At 73.2% G+C, this 15,615-nt stretch carries 21 protein-coding genes; 6 read left to right on the top strand and 15 right to left on the bottom strand.

What is annotated here, in order from left to right:
- Window positions 1-13: 13 nt before the first annotated feature.
- Together L107_RS02735 and L107_RS02740 are read right to left on the bottom strand one after the other, a co-directional pair.
- Window positions 14-1,369 (bottom strand): carbohydrate porin, encoded by a 1,356-nt coding sequence (locus L107_RS02735; RefSeq protein ID WP_159816346.1) that lies wholly within the window; start codon window positions 1,367-1,369, stop codon window positions 14-16.
- Window positions 1,370-1,382: 13 nt separating this feature from the next.
- Window positions 1,383-3,029 (bottom strand): alpha-D-glucose phosphate-specific phosphoglucomutase, encoded by a 1,647-nt coding sequence (locus L107_RS02740; RefSeq protein WP_370515336.1) that lies wholly within the window; start codon window positions 3,027-3,029, stop codon window positions 1,383-1,385.
- A 136-nt stretch (window positions 3,030-3,165) separates the two neighbouring features.
- Between L107_RS02740 and L107_RS02745 the strand changes: the two genes are divergently transcribed.
- On the top strand, window positions 3,166-3,597 hold the full coding sequence (locus tag L107_RS02745; protein ID WP_159816347.1) for a hypothetical protein: 432 nt from the start codon (window positions 3,166-3,168) through the stop codon (window positions 3,595-3,597).
- 12 nt (window positions 3,598-3,609) lie between these two features.
- A complete protein-coding gene (locus tag L107_RS02750; protein ID WP_159816348.1) occupies window positions 3,610-3,852 on the top strand; it encodes a hypothetical protein in 243 nt (80 codons plus the stop codon).
- Here the strand turns inward: L107_RS02750 and L107_RS02755 are convergent.
- The 8 genes from L107_RS02755 to L107_RS02790 form a co-directional block, all read right to left on the bottom strand.
- A complete protein-coding gene (locus L107_RS02755) occupies window positions 3,833-4,297 on the bottom strand; it encodes a hypothetical protein (protein WP_201295784.1) in 465 nt (154 codons plus the stop codon). The genes L107_RS02750 and L107_RS02755 overlap by 20 nt on opposite strands.
- Window positions 4,298-4,311: 14 nt before the next feature.
- Window positions 4,312-5,541 carry an FAD-dependent monooxygenase gene (locus L107_RS02760; RefSeq protein WP_370515344.1) on the bottom strand — a complete coding sequence of 410 codons (1,230 nt, stop codon included), beginning with the start codon at window positions 5,539-5,541 and terminating at the stop codon, window positions 4,312-4,314.
- 35 nt (window positions 5,542-5,576) lie between these two features.
- Window positions 5,577-5,849, bottom strand: coding sequence for a hypothetical protein (locus L107_RS02765; RefSeq protein WP_159816349.1), 273 nt, complete (start codon window positions 5,847-5,849; stop codon window positions 5,577-5,579).
- Between the two features lie 17 nt (window positions 5,850-5,866).
- The gene (locus L107_RS02770) at window positions 5,867-7,243 is read right to left on the bottom strand and encodes a phospholipase D-like domain-containing protein (RefSeq protein ID WP_159816418.1); all 1,377 of its coding nucleotides are present in this window, start codon (window positions 7,241-7,243) and stop codon (window positions 5,867-5,869) included.
- 197 nt (window positions 7,244-7,440) lie between these two features.
- Entirely contained in the window at window positions 7,441-7,650 is a 210-nt protein-coding gene (locus L107_RS02775; protein ID WP_159816350.1) for a hypothetical protein, read from the bottom strand.
- A complete protein-coding gene (locus tag L107_RS02780) occupies window positions 7,650-8,777 on the bottom strand; it encodes a DUF4912 domain-containing protein (RefSeq protein ID WP_159816351.1) in 1,128 nt (375 codons plus the stop codon). The genes L107_RS02775 and L107_RS02780 overlap by 1 nt, the downstream gene beginning before the upstream one ends.
- Before the next feature lie 61 nt (window positions 8,778-8,838).
- Window positions 8,839-9,183, bottom strand: a complete 345-nt coding sequence (locus L107_RS16310) for a hypothetical protein (protein WP_236550468.1) — start codon at window positions 9,181-9,183, stop codon at window positions 8,839-8,841.
- A gap of 41 nt (window positions 9,184-9,224) precedes the next feature.
- Window positions 9,225-9,755: a cupin domain-containing protein gene (locus L107_RS02790; protein WP_159816352.1), complete on the bottom strand. Its 531-nt coding sequence runs from the start codon at window positions 9,753-9,755 to the stop codon at window positions 9,225-9,227.
- A gap of 92 nt (window positions 9,756-9,847) precedes the next feature.
- On the opposite strand from L107_RS02790, the gene L107_RS02795 reads away from it, so the two are divergent.
- On the top strand, window positions 9,848-10,339 hold the full coding sequence (locus L107_RS02795) for a LexA family transcriptional regulator (protein WP_106222708.1): 492 nt from the start codon (window positions 9,848-9,850) through the stop codon (window positions 10,337-10,339).
- Here L107_RS02795 and L107_RS02800 read toward each other — a convergent pair.
- Window positions 10,333-10,536 (bottom strand): hypothetical protein, encoded by a 204-nt coding sequence (locus L107_RS02800; RefSeq protein ID WP_159816353.1) that lies wholly within the window; start codon window positions 10,534-10,536, stop codon window positions 10,333-10,335. The genes L107_RS02795 and L107_RS02800 overlap by 7 nt on opposite strands.
- A 149-nt stretch (window positions 10,537-10,685) precedes the next feature.
- On the opposite strand from L107_RS02800, the gene L107_RS02805 reads away from it, so the two are divergent.
- Window positions 10,686-10,967, top strand: coding sequence for a hypothetical protein (locus L107_RS02805; RefSeq protein ID WP_159816354.1), 282 nt, complete (start codon window positions 10,686-10,688; stop codon window positions 10,965-10,967).
- Window positions 10,968-10,992: 25 nt separating this feature from the next.
- On the opposite strand, the gene folP is transcribed toward L107_RS02805, so the two are convergent.
- The 3 genes from folP to L107_RS02820 are packed head-to-tail and all read right to left on the bottom strand — an operon-like array spanning window position 10,993 to window position 12,867.
- A complete protein-coding gene (gene folP, locus L107_RS02810; protein WP_159816355.1) occupies window positions 10,993-11,856 on the bottom strand; it encodes a dihydropteroate synthase in 864 nt (287 codons plus the stop codon).
- Between the two features lie 20 nt (window positions 11,857-11,876).
- Window positions 11,877-12,638 carry a triose-phosphate isomerase gene (gene tpiA / locus L107_RS02815; RefSeq protein WP_159816356.1) on the bottom strand — a complete coding sequence of 254 codons (762 nt, stop codon included), beginning with the start codon at window positions 12,636-12,638 and terminating at the stop codon, window positions 11,877-11,879.
- A gap of 10 nt (window positions 12,639-12,648) precedes the next feature.
- Window positions 12,649-12,867: an RNA-binding S4 domain-containing protein gene (locus L107_RS02820; RefSeq protein ID WP_159816357.1), complete on the bottom strand. Its 219-nt coding sequence runs from the start codon at window positions 12,865-12,867 to the stop codon at window positions 12,649-12,651.
- 40 nt (window positions 12,868-12,907) lie between these two features.
- Here L107_RS02820 and L107_RS02825 point away from each other — a divergent pair, with 40 nt between their 5' ends.
- Both L107_RS02825 and L107_RS02830 read left to right on the top strand, forming a co-directional pair.
- Complete coding sequence (locus L107_RS02825) at window positions 12,908-14,647, top strand: ABC transporter ATP-binding protein (protein WP_159816358.1); 1,740 nt, start codon at window positions 12,908-12,910, stop codon at window positions 14,645-14,647.
- Window positions 14,648-14,686: 39 nt separating this feature from the next.
- Window positions 14,687-14,917 (top strand): DUF6447 family protein, encoded by a 231-nt coding sequence (locus tag L107_RS02830; RefSeq protein ID WP_015108457.1) that lies wholly within the window; start codon window positions 14,687-14,689, stop codon window positions 14,915-14,917.
- 12 nt (window positions 14,918-14,929) lie between these two features.
- On the opposite strand, the gene L107_RS02835 is transcribed toward L107_RS02830, so the two are convergent.
- Window positions 14,930-15,607, bottom strand: a complete 678-nt coding sequence (locus tag L107_RS02835; protein WP_159816359.1) for a DUF3386 domain-containing protein — start codon at window positions 15,605-15,607, stop codon at window positions 14,930-14,932.
- Between the last annotated feature and the right edge of the window lie 8 nt (window positions 15,608-15,615).

Below are 15,615 nucleotides of genomic sequence, written 5' to 3' on the forward strand. Positions count from 1 at the left end.
GCACCCGAAGGTCTCAGAAGCGCAGCGTCGTGCGGATCAGGGCGGCCCACACGCTCAGGCTGGCCTCCCCCGAGGCGGCGGGAAACAGCAGGGCCTCGGAGAGTGTGGCGCTGCCGGTGAGGGCCCCGCGCGGCCGGCTCAGCCAGAACACCGCCGGCGTCACCGAGAGATCGTCACTGATCTGGATCCGGTAGAAGAGCTCCATGGCCAGGCCCCGGTCGTCGAGGTTGCCCTTGCCTGGGCTCTGGATCGCGCTGACGTGGGCGGGGGAGCCGATGGCGAAGCCCAGGCTGTTGCCCACCCCCAGCACATCGCTCCAGATCAGCCCGGTGTACCAGGAGCGGCTGCGCACCCCCGACAGGCCTGCCACCGGGAAGGAGCCGAAGCGGAACGTGTCCTGCCCCCAGCCGGCGCTGATCGAAGGCAGCCATCCGGAGGCGCGGGGCTGCCAGTAGCCCGCCAGCGACCAGGATCCCAGGCTGCCCTCGCCGGCGCCCGCCGCCAGCTGGCTGGCCAGGGGCGTCCCCCGGAGCCGCACCTGGGGACCGCTGAGGGTCCAGGCACCGGTGATGTTCCACTGGGGCCGGCTCAGGGCCAGCTGCACGGTGCTGGTCCGGGAGGAGGCCGCGCCGAACAGGCCGGCCCCCTGGGGGGAGCCCCCGGCCCGGCCGGCCACGTAGGCGTAGCCCAGGCTCAGCCCCCGCAGGTCGCCGCGGGGCTGCCACCAGATCCCGAAGCCGCCCCCGAGCCGTTTGCCGTAGGTGCCCGGTGAACCGGCGTACTGGAACAGATCGAGGATGGGGGACTGGTTGTAGACGCTCGGCCAGACGGGGAGCATGTCGAGCTGCATGATCCGGGGCCCGGCGCTGAGGCGGATCTCCGGGCCCAGGGGCACCTGCAGATAGGCCCGGTTGATGCTCACCAACCGGCCGGAGCACGCCTCCTCCCCGGCGCCGCAGGCCGGTTCCTGGAAGGCCACATCCAGGCGGCTCAGGGGGGTGGGCGGGTTGGAGAAGAAGCCGGAGGGGGCGAAATCACCCGTGCGCAGGCGGATCCGGAACAGGTCCTGGCCCGTGAAGCTGGTGTCGATGGTGAGGCGGGCCTCGTGGTTGAGGCTGACCCCGTTCAGCAGCGGCGCCCCATCAGCGCTGTTGCTGGCGCTGTCCACCGCACTGCCGGTGGATTGCAGGGCGCCCAGAACGGCGTTGATCTGCAGGTCGACCCTGGTGGTGGGGGCGAAGCGGGTGGCCTCCATCGCTTCGACGCTGGCGTGGGGCCGCTCCGGCAGCCCCTCGGCCCGCAGCACGGCGGGTGAGCAGCCGATCGTGGCGGCCGCCAGGCCGACAGCGGCGGCGCCGGGGGGCTTCACCGGGCCCGGCCGCTCAGGTGATCACGGTGGGGCGATCCATGCCGGTGCGCTGGCGGATCTCCGCCAGGGCGTCGATGGCGTCGATCAGATCCTTGAGGGCCCGCTGGGGGTTGAGGTCGAGGGCGCCGCTGGGGGGCACGTAGCTCTCCAGGTAGACCCGCAGGGTGGCGCCCTTGGTGCCGGTGCCCGAGAGCCGCAGCACCACCCGGCTGCCGTCGTCGAGCAGCACCCGCAGGCCCTGGCCCTTGCTGATCGAGCCGTCCACCGGGTCGGTGTAGCCGAAATCGTCGGCGGCGCGGATCGTGCGGCCGGCGAAGGCCTGGCCGGGCAGGCCTGCGAGCATCCCGGAGACCCGGTGGTAGAGGCCATGGGCGGCGTCGCTGGCCACGGCCTCGTAGTCGTGGCGGGAGTAGTAATGGCGGCCGAAGCGGCTCCAGTGGCCCGCCATCACCTCCGCCACCGAGCAGCCGCGCACCGCCAGGATCTGCAGCCAGAACAGCACCGCCCAGAGGCCGTCCTTCTCGCGGATGTGGTTGCTGCCGGTGCCGAAGCTCTCCTCGCCGCAGAGGGTGATCCGGCCGGCATCGAGCAGGTTGCCGAAGAACTTCCAGCCCGTCGGGGTCTCGAAGCAGGGGATGCCCAGCTCGGCAGCCACCACGTCGGCGGCGGCGCTGGTGGGCATCGAGCGGGCCACGCCGACCAGACCGTCCCCGTAGCCGGGGGCCAGGGTGGCGTTGGCGGTGAGCACGGCCAGGCTGTCGCTGGGATTCACGAAGCAGTGCCGCCCCAGGATCATGTTGCGGTCGCCGTCGCCGTCGCAGGCGGCGCCGAAGTCGTGGGCGCCGCCGGCCAGCAGCAGGTCGGCCAGCTCGCGGGCATAGGTGAGGTTGGGGTCGGGGTGGCCGCCGCCGAAGTCCGCGAGCGGCACACCGTTGCGCACCGTGCCGGCCGGCGCCCCCAGCAGCCCCTCGAACAGGCGGCTGGCGTAGGGGCCGGTGACCGCATGCATGGCGTCGAAGGCGACGCGGAAGTCGCCCCGCAGCAGGGCGGCGATGCGGTCGAAGTCGAACAGCTTCTGCATCAGCGCCACGTAATCCTCGACGCCGTCGATCACCTCCACCGCCATGGCGCCGATGGTCGCCGTTCCCGGGACCTCCAGGTTCAGGGGGTCGGCGTCGAGGATGCGGTAGCCCTCCAGGCAGAGGGTGGCGGCATGGATGGCATCGGTGACCGATTCCGGGGCCGGACCGCCGTTGGCGCCGTTGATCTTGACGCCGAAGTCGCCGTCGAGGCCGCCGGGGTTGTGGCTGGCCGAGAGTATGATCCCGGCCACGGCGCCGTGGCTGCGGATCAGGTGGGAGGCGGCCGGGGTGGACAGGATGCCGCCGGTGGTGGTGATCAGGCGGCTGACGCCATGGGCCGCCGCCATGCGGGCGATGACGCTGATCGCCGCGAGGTTGCCCCAGCGGCCGTCGCCGCCGACCACCAGGGTGCCACCGGCGATGCCCGGCACCACCCGCAGGGAGGCCTCGATGAAGCTCTCCAGATAGTGGGGGGTCTGGAACTGGCGGGTGCTCTTGCGCAGGCCGGAGGTGCCGGGCTTCTGGTCGTCGAAGGGTCGCTCCAGCGCCACCTGACGCAGCTCGGTCGTCATCGCCATGGCCGGCGTCCTGGTGCTCGGGGGAGCCCCAAGCTACCCCCGCCGATTCGGGCGGCCCCGGCCTGGTGGGTGCTCCGGCGCCTGATGGCCGGGGCGACGGGCCTGGCTAGCCTGGATCCACCTTGCCGGCCACCCCATGGCGCTTCGGTCGCTTCCCTCCCTCATGCATCTGGCCGCTGGTGCCGCCTGCGTCGCCGCCACCGCCGGGGTGGTGGTGTTCAGCCAGACCTCGGTGCGGAGCGCGGTCATGGGGGCCCCGAAGGCCCTGCCCTATGCCGAAGCGGTGAGCCGCACCCACACCGCCGCCGAGGCGGTGCTGGCCGGTGCGGGTGCGGAGACCTGCCTGCGGGGCAAGCTCACCAATGCCTTGCTGGGGCTCTCCAGCAGCTGTGAGTCCCAGGGGGAGCGCAATCCCCTCTGCCAGCTTGCCGACAAGGCCGCCGTCGTCACCCCCATGAGCCTGGCCTTCATGCGGGATACGGCGACCCAGCTGCTGGCGCTGATCGATGGCGGCGCCACCCGGGCGTCGGCCTCCGGCAGCCCCGAGCCCGCCCTCCCCCAACCCTGACCCCGCGCCACCATGGAGGTTCATCACCCCTCGGATGACGGCCCCCTGTCGGCCGAGCAGGTCCTGCTGCTGGAGCAGTTCCGCCACCGCGTCGAGGCCAGGATCAGCAGCCACGGGCTCACCAGCGACGATGTGGCGGCTCTGGTCAAGGAGCTCCGCGACCACCCCCAGATGAGCCGGCAGCTGATGGCGGAGCTGGCCCAGGAGCTGCAGCGGCTGCTGCCCGGTCAGCGCTTCAGTTTTGATTGGGATTGATCAGGTTCAGGCCCCCCTGCCTGGGGGCGGCATTCTCCGCCGGTTTGGCCACCGGCAGCTGCAGGCGGCAGACGGCCGTGAGGCTGCGGGCGGCGCGGTCGATCGGTTCGCGCCGCTCGAAGCTGTTGCTGGCCGCCACCACCGAGCGCTGACGGATCGTCCAGAGCACGTCCTTGCAGCTGGCGGGCAGGCGCGGATGGTCGAGCAGGGGGTTGGCCAGGCTGCGGGCCTGGTCGCAGGGTTCGGCGGTGTTCTCTCGGCTGCAGGCCAGGGTGATCAGCTGCAGGGAGCGGAACTCGGAGGAGGGGGGAAAGGGGGGCGGCTCCGGCGCGGCCAGCAGCGGTGACGCCCCCGCCAGGGGCAGGCTCGCCAGCAGGGCCAGGTGCGGCAGGGACGCTGCGAGGCGACGGGGGGCCGGGGTGGTGGCGCGAGGGGACCGGCTCATGGTGGTGGGGGAGGTCACCCAATCATGGCCGCCGCCCCGGGATCCCTGGTGATGGCGGTGGTGCCGTCGCGCAGCGGCCGCTGGGAGGCCCGCCAGCGGCGGGCCAGCAGCGGGCCGCTCCAGCGGGCGGTGCGGGCCAGCAGGCCCCGCAGGCGGTGCCGGCGCCGCAGCAGCTCGGCCCGCCGGGCTTCCTCATCCTGCAGCGCCTGGATCCGCCGGATCTCCGGTTGCCGTTCGGCGACGACCGCCGCTGCGGCGGCGTCGATGGCCGCGGGCTCTCCCTCCAGCAGGGCGGGCCCCAGGTGCCTGGCGGCCACCAGGGCATCGCGCAGCGCCATGTTGATTCCCTGGGCCCGCAGCGGACTCATCGGGTGGGCGGCATCCCCGAGCAGCAGCAGGCCGGGCCGCTGCCAGCGGGGGCAGAGCCCCACGCGCACCGGCAGCCGCACCGGTCCCTGGACGGCCGCCGCCGGCAGCTGCCGCAGCAGCCCGGCCAGGACCTTCGGGGCGTCGGCGGCCCAGCGCTCCGCCCAGGCGCCGGGGCCGGCCGGGGCGGGCGCCGATGGCGGCTCCGGCGCGACCGCCCAGCCCAGCTGGACGCCGCCGCGGGCCGAGGGGAACAGGGCATAGCTGCCGGAGGCGCCCACCACCGTCACGAAGCGGCCAGCCAGCCAATCGAGCACCCCATCGGCCCCCGGGCCCTCCAGCCGGAACCAGAGCACGTCGAGGGGGCTGGGGGCGCTCTCCAGCGCCAGGCCGCCCCTGCGGCGCAGCAGGGAATCCCGGCCGTCACAGGCCACCACCAGCGCCGCCTCCAGGGCGGTGCCGTCCGTCAGGCGCACCCCGGCGACGCGGCCGTCCCGCCGCAGGAGATCGCTGGCGGCCTGGCCCGGGTGGAAGCGGAAGCCCGGCTGGCGGCCCGCCTGCTCCAGCAGTTCGGCGATCAGGGAGTCCTGGTCGATCAGGGTGCAGGGGACGGCGCTTCCCATGGGCTCGGCCGCCTCGAACAGGGCCTGGCCATCGAGGAAGAAGCTCCAGGCCGTCAGGGGGCGCCGTCGCACCGCCGTCGGCAGCGGCTCGAGGCCCATGGCGGCCAGGGCCGCCAGGCCGCTGGGCATCAGCCCCTCGCCGCGGAAGGGCCGGCCGCCACGGCCGGTCCCCGTCCCATCGATCAGGTCGACCCGGAGGCCGCGGCGGGCCAGCAGCAGGGCCAGGCTGGCTCCGGCGGGGCCGGCCCCCACCACCAGCACCCGTGCGGTGGGGGCTGCGGCGGAGGTGCTCAGGTGAAGGAGTTGTAGTTGAGGCCCTCCTCGGGGCTGGCAGTCTCCGCCCCCTGCAGGGAGTGCTTCTTGCTGAGCAGGTAGTCCACCAGCTCCTGCTGCAGGGTCAGCAGCTCGCTGGTGCAACCCCGGAAGGCGGCCCGGTGGCGGATCTCGTCGTGGCGGGTGTGCAGGTCCCGCAGCATCAGGTTGATGGCGTCCAGGCGCGGGGTGACTTCGCGGGAGCTGGAGACGGAGCTGGGGGTGGAGACGGAGCTGGACGCCGGGTCCATGAATCGTGTGCTATGCGTTACCGAATCGTAGACGGCGCCGCCATCACCGCCCCGCCGGCGACCGACGGGCGCTGCCGGCCGCTGCCGCAGCTGCGCCGCCCCTGCGCCAGGCGGAGGGCGAGCCGGCGGCCGATGCCGAGTTCGGCTCCGCGCCAGAGGCGGTCGATCTCCGCCTCGAAGTGGCGGGCCAGCAGGGGGGAGCGGATCAGCAGCAGGGTCTCGTCGTTCTGGAAGGCGGCACTCGGACTCCAGTTGAAGCTGCCGGTGATCACATCCCGGCGGTCGATGACGGCGAACTTGTGGTGCAGCTTGTCGCCGGGCGCCAGCCGGGGCGTGCCCACCCCTTCAAGGGGCGTGCTCCAGGCCCGGTTGTCCGCTTCGATGCGGCAGTCCTGGTCGGGCAGGGTCACGCCGAGCAGGTCGAGGGTTTCGCTGAAGGCCCGGTTGGCGAAGCCCGGATCCGCCAGCAGCCGCATCCTCACGCCGCGGCCATGCAGCTCCTGGAGGCGGTCGGCCAGGTTCTGGCCCGAAAACACGAACAGGGCCAGGTCGAGGCGCTGCCCGGCACCGGCCAGCCGGGTTTCGAGCCAGGCCAGGCCGTGGTTGGGGTCGCGGCGGCGGTGGGGGGCGAACAGCACCTCCACCGGCGTGCCGGCCACATCGACCACCTGGGCCGGTCCGCCCTCCTTGGCGATGCCGAAGCGACTGTCGGGCCGGCCGCCGGGGCCATCGCCCCAGAGCCGGGCGAATTCGGCGGCGAACACCCCGGCCAGGGCGGGGCTGTCAAAGCGCAGCAGGTGATTGACGTTGCCGCGGGTGGCCGGTGCGCCGGCATCGCCGTGGATGCAGGAGGGGCTGAAGTTGGCCGAGCCGGTCACCACCACCCGGCCGTCGACCACCAGGAACTTGTGGTGCATCAGGCCGCTGCCGCGGCTGCCGTCGGCGGTGTCATCGAGCAGGGGAACGCCGGCCCGCTGCAGCACGGCGACGGCGTCCCCCTGGCCCAGGGCGGCCAGCTGCTGCTGGCGCTGGCGCTGGTGGGGCGGCAGATCCACCGGATGCTGCTGGCTCCAGGGGGCGCTGTAGAGGTTCTCCAGCACCACCCGCACCCGCACCCCGCGGCGGTGGCGTTCCGCCAGGGCCTCCGCCACTGCCGGCAGGGAAAGCTCCTGCACCGCCACCAGGATCTCAAGGCGGGCCTCGCGGATGCTTTCGAGCAGCAGGGCTTCGAGGTCATCCCCCTGGCGCCACTGGCCGCTGACCGGGCTGCGGTAGCGGCTGTCGCCGCGGTGGTTGAAGGCCACCCGGATGCCCGGCGGCAGGGGCAGGGCCCGGGGGGCGCCGCCGCTCAGGGCCGCCGGCGCCGGGCCGCAGCCCCCGAGCAGGCCGGCCACTCCCAGGGCGATCAGGGGCCGCCGGGCCGGCCGGAGGCGATGGGCGGGCCAGAGGTGCTGGGCGCGCCGCAGCAGGCGAAGGAGCGCGAGAGGGTCCACGGGCTGGAGGGGGCGGCGGGTTCCGCTGCTTCAGCCTTCCCGGCGGGGGACAGGGCTTTGCCGGCTCGCCAGGGGCGTTCGGCCTGCCCGCCGGGACCTCAGTGGTGGCCGGGCATCTCCGAGGTGCGCAGCATGGCGGCGAACCAGAGGGTGCCGATCAGCACCGCGGCGATCACCCCGGCCGAGATGCTGACCCGCAGCATCAGGATCGGCACCACCAGCGGAAACAGGATCGAGCCGGCCACGGGGGTGAGGGCGACCACCACCTTGAGCAGGCTGCGGTTGGAGCCGGTGGCGGTGGGCTCCATCAGAACCACTCGGCCACCGCCTGGCTGGCGGGGTTGCTGTTGTCTTCCGGCGTGGAACGGCGGAACTCCATGGTGATGCTGCGCTTCTGCTCGCCATCGGCCGCCAGGGCCTCGATCGGGTAGAGCTGCTGGCCGTCGCGGAAGGGCACCTGCACCCGGAAGGTGCCGTCGGCCGAGAGGGGCACCTCCTCACCGCCGATGCTGAGGCGGGCCGCCGGATCGGTGGCGCCGTAGACGATCAGCTCGGCATCGGCCACCAGCCAGAAGGAGCGCTGACGGGAGCCCACCCCACCGATGCCGGAGGCGCTGCGGCCCGAGGCCCAGGGGCCGGCGCCGGAGGCGGAGAACGCACCGCCACTTTCGAGGCCGGCGGTGGCATCGATCTCGTGGAAGGCCTCCGAACCGCGGCCCAGGCGGCGCCACTGGCTGGTGGCGCTCTGGTAGAGCCGCTCGTGCAGGCCGGAATCCACCGCCTCGGCGGGGGTGGGCAGGCTGGCGGAGGCGGAGGGGAAGGCGTCGAGGGAGAAGGGGACGAACTGGTCGAGGATCTGCTCGGAGGGATGCAGGGAGGGCACCCGGGCGACGGAGGAGAAGGCCAGGGAGATCCAGCCGCCGCCACCACCCTTGCGGTAGCCGAGCTCGACCCGGTAGTCGCGGTCGGAGAGGGGGACCGGGAGGTACCACTCGGTGGCATGGCTGTCGACCACCACCTCCTGGAGCGTGTGGGGATGGGAGGAGCCGCCGGCCAGGCCGGTGACGTCGGCGACGCGCAGGCAGAGCTGGGAGGCGCCGGCGTGGAGGGCGTCGGAACGGTCGTCCTCGGAGATGTCCCAGAAGACGTAGGCCCACTGGGGATCGCGGGGCAGGAAGACGACGCGGGTTTCGGCCGCCGGCCGCGGCGCCGGGGCCATCTCGGCCTCGATGGCGGCGACCGGCCTCGGATCGGCCGCGGGCGTCACCGCCGCCGCCACCGTTTCGACGCCCTCACCGGAGCGATCGGCGATGGACTCGGCCAGCGCATCCCTGTCCTGGGCGCTGTAGCGCTGGATCCCCAGGGTTCTGGCGAGCTCGCGCAGCTGGCGCATGCTGAGGCTGGCCAGGTTCGCGAACGGGTTGGTCCTGGCCATGCTATTTCAAGAATCGTTACAAGCCATGATCGCCGATGGGATCTGGGCGGGATCAGTCCTGTCAGCGGATCGCAACACCCCCGGAGCGGGCCGGATCCGCCGGCGGCGGCAGCAGCACCACCCCCCGCATGGGTTCGGCGCGCCGCTCCGAGGGCCGGGTCGGGCGTTCCGGCACGGACGCCAGCACGGCCGAGACCGCCAGCAGTCCCCCCACCAGCAGCCAGAGGCGCCAGCGACGCGGCAGGACCAGGGCGCTGCGCCCCCCCTGTCCACGCCGGCGGGTGCCATCGGCGGCCCGGCGGGCCCTGCCGATGCCGAGCGGCTCTCCGCAACGGGCACAGACCATGCGACCCGCCAGGCTGCGGTCGGCCCGCACGGCCCAACTGCCGCACCTCGGACAGCCCATCCCTCACCCGATCCATCAGGCCCCCATGGTGACGGAATGACCTAGAGCAGCGTCGGATCGGCGCCGGCGGGCCGCTCGCCCGGCGGCAGATCGGCCATCAGACGGAAGTCCTCGAACGCGAAGCCCGGCCCCACGCAGCAGTGCACCAGACTCCACCGCCCCCGGCTGCGGGCCGCCTGCCACCAGAGCGCCGGCACGATCTGCAGGGGCCCGGCGCCCGGATCCCCCACCGCAGCGGCGGCGTCACCGGCCGTGGCAGCGGCGGCGTCCGTGGCGCCGAGCGGACCCAGCCACAGCCGCTCGGCCGTGCCGCCCTGCGGCGGCAGCCGCCAGAGGTCGAGGGGGTCGCCGCCGGCGTGATGCCAGACCTCATCCGCCCCCGCCACCTGGTGCCAGCGGCTGAGCTGGCCCTCCATCAGCAGGAAGGCGATCACCGTGAGTCCGGCGCGCTGCCGGCCGTCCCCGGCCCGGTGCACCTGGCCGGGTGAGCGGTGCAGCTCCCGGTACCAGCCCCCCTCCGGGTGGGGCCGCAGGTCGAAGCGGGCGATCAGCGCCTCCGGAGTGGAACGCATGGCCGGGCGGGCGCGAGAGGGCTGCTGCCGATGATCCCGCGGCGACGGCCCATCGGAGTAGAACATCCGTACTGCCTTTCATGTCCGGGCCGATGCGTCCCCTGCCTCTCCAGTCACCGCTGCCCCTGCGGGAGGGGGCGGAGGCCCTCTTCTGCCTGCTGGCCACGGAGGCGGTCAGCGCCGGTTTCCCCAGCCCCGCCGACGACTACGTGGAGGCCCGCATCGACCTCAATCTGGAGCTGATCCCCCGCCCGCTGTCCACCTTCTTCATGCGCGTCAGCGGCGATGCCATGCGGGGCGACGGCATCGTCGACGGCGACCTGCTGGTGATCGACCGCAGCGTCGATCCCCGGCCCGGCATGGTGGTGGTGGCGGTGCATGCCGGCGCCTTCCTGCTGCGCCGGCTGGCCCGGCGCGGCGGTGCGCTGTGGCTGGTGGCCAGCGACGGCACCAGTCCGCCCCTGCGGCTCACCGGCGACGAGGGGGGTGGCGCGGAGGGAAGCGACGGCGGTGGCGCCGAGCTGTGGGGGGTCGTGATCCACGCCGTGCATCACCTGGCGGGTGCCCCCTCCCGGCGTCACTGATCGCTGCGGCGGGGCAGGGCGCGCGGATCGACGGGCAGGGCGGGCGGGGTCATCAGCAGGCCGCGGCGGCGCAGCTCCCGGCGGAACTCGCCGGCCAGTCCATCCGCCATCCAGAGCTTGCGCAGGTGGCCGAAGATCACCATGCAGCGCAGGGCGATGGTGACGCAGACGAGCACCTGCAGGCAGAGTTTCAGCACGGTGGGAGCCAGGGTGGGAGCAGCTGCGGCGCTGTGCTGGGGCCAGCCTAGGGGCGCCGGCGACGACCGGCCGCACCGGAACGGCGGAAACGGGCCGTCCAGGCGTCATGCTGGGTCGGTGGGCGGCAACGCCGCCGTGACCTGCCTCGATGATCGAGCCCCTGCCGGAGCTGAGCACCGCCGAACTGGAGACCCTGCTGGCGGCCCTCGATCCGCTCCTGGACGGCTTCGGCGAAGGGGGCTCCTGCCTGGATGATGCCAGCGCCTTCCTGGAACGGCTGGGCATCGGCCAGCAGGGCGGCGACGGGGGCAGCCCCTCCCCCCTGCTCCAGTGGCTGGAGAGCTGGCGGGCCGCCGGCGGCAACCGGGCGACCCTGCGGCTGATGGTGCAGACCCTGCTGACGGGACGCCAGGAGGAACCGCCGGCCTGACAGAACGCCGGATCGGCCGGACGGGTCAGGCGCGCCAGAGGGCATCGGCCATGCGGGCCGTCTGCACGATCGGCCCGACATCGTGCACCCGCAGCACATCGGCCCCGGCGGCGATGGCCTGGCCGCAGACCGCCGCGGTGCCCCAGAGGCGGGCCCGGGGGCGGGGCTCGGCCAGCACCTCGCCGATGAAGCGCTTGCGGGAGGGCCCCACCAGCAGGGGGAACCCCTCGGCCCGCAGCAGGGCCAGGCCCCGCAGCAGGGCGAGGTTGTGGGCGGTGGTCTTGGCGAAGCCCAGCCCCGGATCCCAGAGGATCCGCTCGGGACGCACTCCCGCCGCCAGGGCCCGGTCGGTGACCCGCAGCAGCTCCTGCCGCACCTCGGCGACCACGTCGCCGTAGCGGGCCAGGCCGTCCATGGTGCGGCTGTCGCCGCGGCTGTGCATCAGCACGCAGGGGCAGTCCGCGGCCGCCACCACCGCCAGCAGGTCGGGATCGCGGCGGCCGGCGCTGACATCGTTGATCCAGTGGGCTCCGGCCGCCAGGGCGGCTTCGGCCACCGGGGCGCGGAAGGTGTCGATCGAAAGCAGGGGGCCGCCGGCCTCCGGGGGCGGCAGGGCGGCCAGGATCCGCCCCAGGGCGGGCAGCACCCGGGCCTTCTCGGCTTCCGCATCGATCTCGGCCGCCCCGGGGCGGGTGCTCTGGCCGCCCAGGTCGAGCAGGTCGGCCCCCTGGCGGTGCAGCCGCCGGGCCTGGCGCAGGGCCGCGTCGGGGGTCTCGTAAAGGCCCCCGTCGCTGAAGGAATCGGGGGTGAGGTTGAGAACCCCCATCACCAGGGTGCGCCCCCCCCAGCGGAAACCGGGCGGGACGGCGACGGGGCCGGCGGGACTCACGGCGAACGGGAGGCGGGGGCTCAGGCCGCCACCGGCACCTGATAGTTGGCGATGCGGGCGAAGCTGACCGGATCGAGGGAGGCGCCCCCCACCAGCACCCCGTCGATCTCGCTCTGGGCCATCAGCAGGTCGATGGTGGCGGGGTTGACCGAACCGCCGTACTGCACGACCACCTCGGGATGGCCCACCCAGCCGCGGATCAGGCCGCAGATGCGGTTGGCCTCCTCGGCGGCGCAGGTCTTGCCGGTGCCGATGGCCCAGATGGGCTCGTAGGCCACGATCAGGCGCAGGGGATCGATGCCCTCCAGCCCCTGCTCCACCTGGCGGTGGATCACCCGCTCGGTCTCGCGGGCCTCGCGCTGGTCGTCGCTCTCGCCCACGCAGAGGATCGGGATCAGCCCCGACTTCTGGGCCGTGCGGGCCCGCAGGTTGATCTGCTCGTCGGTTTCGCTGAAGTACTTGCGGGGCTCGCTGTGGCCCACGATCGCGTGGGTGACGCCGTGCTCGAGCAGCATCGGCGCCGAGATCATGCCGGTGTAGGCGCCGCTCTCCTCCCAGTGCACGTTCTGGCCGGCGATGGCGACACCGGCCCCGGCCAGGTGACGGCAGAGGGTGGGGATCGCCGTGAACGGGGGGGCCAGCACCACCTCACGGTCGTCGGGCAGATCGGCGATCAGGGGCCGGAAGCTGGCCGCAAACGCCCGCGCCTCGGCGCAGGTCATGTGCATCTTCCAGTTGCCTGCGATGACGGCCTTGCGCACGTGGTCTCCCGGCAGCGACATTCGAGGCAGGTTAAGGCGTGGGGCCGCCGTCTCCCCCGCGCTCCAGCCGCGGGGAGAGCATCAGCACCTCGCGGCCGTCGATGGCCACCGCATCCCCGGGAGCCAGCTGGCGGCCGCGCCGGGTCTCGATGGCACCGTTCACGCTCACGTCCCCCCGCTGAATGCGCTGCTTGGCCTCGCCGCCGGTGCCGACGAGGCCCTGCCATTTGAGGAACTGATCCAGCTTCACCGTCGGGGGGGCGCCCGGAGAGCGCTGATAGGGTTCGTCGATGCTTGCACCCTCGCCGGCCGGCTTCCGCAGGCTCTGGCCGCTGCTGAAGCCCCACCGGCGCCCCCTGCTGCTCGGGGGGTTGTGCATGCTGGTGTTCGTGGGCTGCTGGCCCCTGCTGGCCTGGCTGGCCGGCCAGCTGATCCCGGCCATCGGCGCCGGCGACTTCAGCAAGGTGCTGCGCAGCGTGGCGGCGGCCCTGGCGGTGTTCCTGGTCCAGAAGATCGCCCAGTTCGGCCAGGACACCCTGCTGGCGGGCCCGGCCCCGCGGGTCAGCCAGGAGCTGCGCCGCCAGCTGTTCGCCCGCCTGCAGCGGCTCGACTTCGGCGCCCTGGAGAAACTCTCCGCCGGCGATCTCACCTACCGGCTCACCGAGGACGCCGACCGGGTCGGGGAGGTGATCTACAAGACGATCCAGGACACCACCCCCAGCGCCCTGCAGTTGGTGGTGGTGCTGGGCTACATGATCTGGCTCGACTGGCCCCTGGCCCTGGCCACCCTGCTGCTGGCGCCGCTGGTGGCGCTGATGGTGAGCGCCTTCGGGGCGCGGGTGATGACCGCCGCCGAGCGCAGCCAGAAGCAGGTGAGCGACCTGGCGGCCCTGCTGGGTGAAGCGATCGGCGGCCTGCCCCTGGTGCGGGCCTTCGCCGCCGAACCCTGGCTGCAGGAGCGCTTCGACACCGAGATCGACCTGCACCGCCGCGCCCGCTACCGCACCCTGGAGCTGCTGGCGCTGCAGCATCCGGTGGTGGGCTTCATCGAAGCGGCCGGAATCCTCTCGGTGCTGCTGATCGGGGCGGCCCGGATCAAGGCCGGCGGCCTCGACAGCCAGGGCTTCAGCAGCTACGTGGCCGCCCTGCTGATGCTGATCGATCCGATCTCCCATCTCACCACCAACTTCAACGAGTTCCAGCAGGGCCAGGCCTCGCTGCGGCGGCTGCGGGCGATCGAGAACGAGCCGGTGGAACCGCCCGACCACCCCGGGGCCAGGCCCCTGGGAACCGTGTCCGGGGAGCTGGTGCTGGACGGGGTGAGCTTCGGCTACCAGAGCGGCAGTCCGGTGCTGCGCCAGCTGGATCTCCACATCCGTCCGGGCCAGGTGGTGGCCCTGGTGGGGCCCTCCGGCGCCGGTAAGAGCACCCTGTTCTCCCTGCTGCTGCGCTTCAACACCGCCCAGAGCGGCCGGGTGCTGCTCGATGGCCAGAACCTGGCCGACCTGCGGGCCCGGGATCTGCGCCGGGCCGTGGCCCTGGTGCCCCAGCAGAGCAGCGTCTTCTCCGGCACGGTGGCCGAGGCGATCGCTTTCGGCCGTCCCGCCACGGCCGATCAGATCCGCCAGGCGGCCCGGCTGGCCAATGCGGCCGACTTCATCGAAAACCTGCCGGGCGGCTACGACAGCCGCCTCGAGGAGCGGGGCAGCAACTTCTCCGGCGGCCAGCTGCAGCGGCTGGCGATCGCCCGGGCCGTGCTGGGCAACCCGGCGGTGATGCTGCTGGATGAGGCCACCAGCGCCCTGGACGCGGAGGCCGAGGAGGCCGTGCAGCAGGGCCTGCAGCAGGCCATGGCCGGCCGCACCGTGCTGGTGATCGCCCACCGCCTCGCCACCGTGCAGGAGGCCGATCTGATCGTGGTGCTCGACGGCGGCCGCATCGTCCAGCAGGGCAGCCACGATGAACTGATGGCCAGCGGCGGCCGCTACCGCGAGCTCTGCGAACGCCAGTTCATCCGCCTGGAGGCCTGAGCCCGCCACCTAGGCTGAATTCGCACCGAGTCCAGAGCCTTGCAGACCCCCAGCCAGCAGCCCCCCGTGCTGACCTTCGAAGGCAAGCGTTACGACCTCAACGGCCTGCCCGATGACGTCAAGGAGATGGTGCGGGGGATGCAGGTGGCCGATGCCCAGCTGCGCATGCACGAAGACACCCTCAAGGTGCTGGCGGTGGGCCGCCAGGCCATGGCCATGCAGCTGAACGAGCGCCTCCAGGGCATCCCCACCCTGGAGGAGCCGGCCTGAGGCCGCCGGGGATCAGCCCAGGGGCGCCAGATCCTCGAAGCGGAACACCTGGCGGCCGGCCGGCGTGGCGCCATGGGCCTCCGTCTCCACCACCCGCTCGCTCAGCACCCAGGGGCCCTCGCCCGCCAGGGGCACGAAGGTGTCGGTGAACCGGCTGGTGCCGCCGCGGGCCTCGCCGGTGGCGGGGTCGCTGTAGCGGCTCGTGTAGGTGTGGCTGAGGTAGCCGCTGCCGGTGTCGGTGACGCTCTCGGTGAAGATCGTCACCACGGTGCCGTGGATGTGGCGGTGCACCATCGTCACCACGTTGTCCTTGATGCGGTAGCGGTCCCCCTCGGCCTTCCCGCCCATGATCACCTCGGTTCCCACCGCATCGGTCCCGCCGGCGGTGAAGGTGTTGGCGCCGTGGGTCTGCTCGAAGGGGCGCCGCACCCGGTGGATCGCCACCTCCCACAGCTGGGAGGCGACCGCCTTGTGCACCTCCTCGTCGGCGATGCCCTCCACCGTCGCCTTGAGGTCGGCGCCCACCTGGAAGGTGCCCTCGAAGCGCCGGTCGTCCTGCTCCCAGACGCAGCGGCCGCCATAGCCGCCGAAGCCCGGCTCCCAGGTGTAGCGGTTCTCGTAGGCGGCGCGGAAGGCCTCGCGCAGGTCGGTGCCGGGGGCGATGGGCTGGGCGGCCAGGGTGCTGGTCACGGGGTCAC

This window comes from Cyanobium sp. Copco_Reservoir_LC18 (genome assembly GCF_009834675.1).
Taxonomy (GTDB): Bacteria; Cyanobacteriota; Cyanobacteriia; order PCC-6307; family Cyanobiaceae; genus Cyanobium; species Cyanobium minutissimum.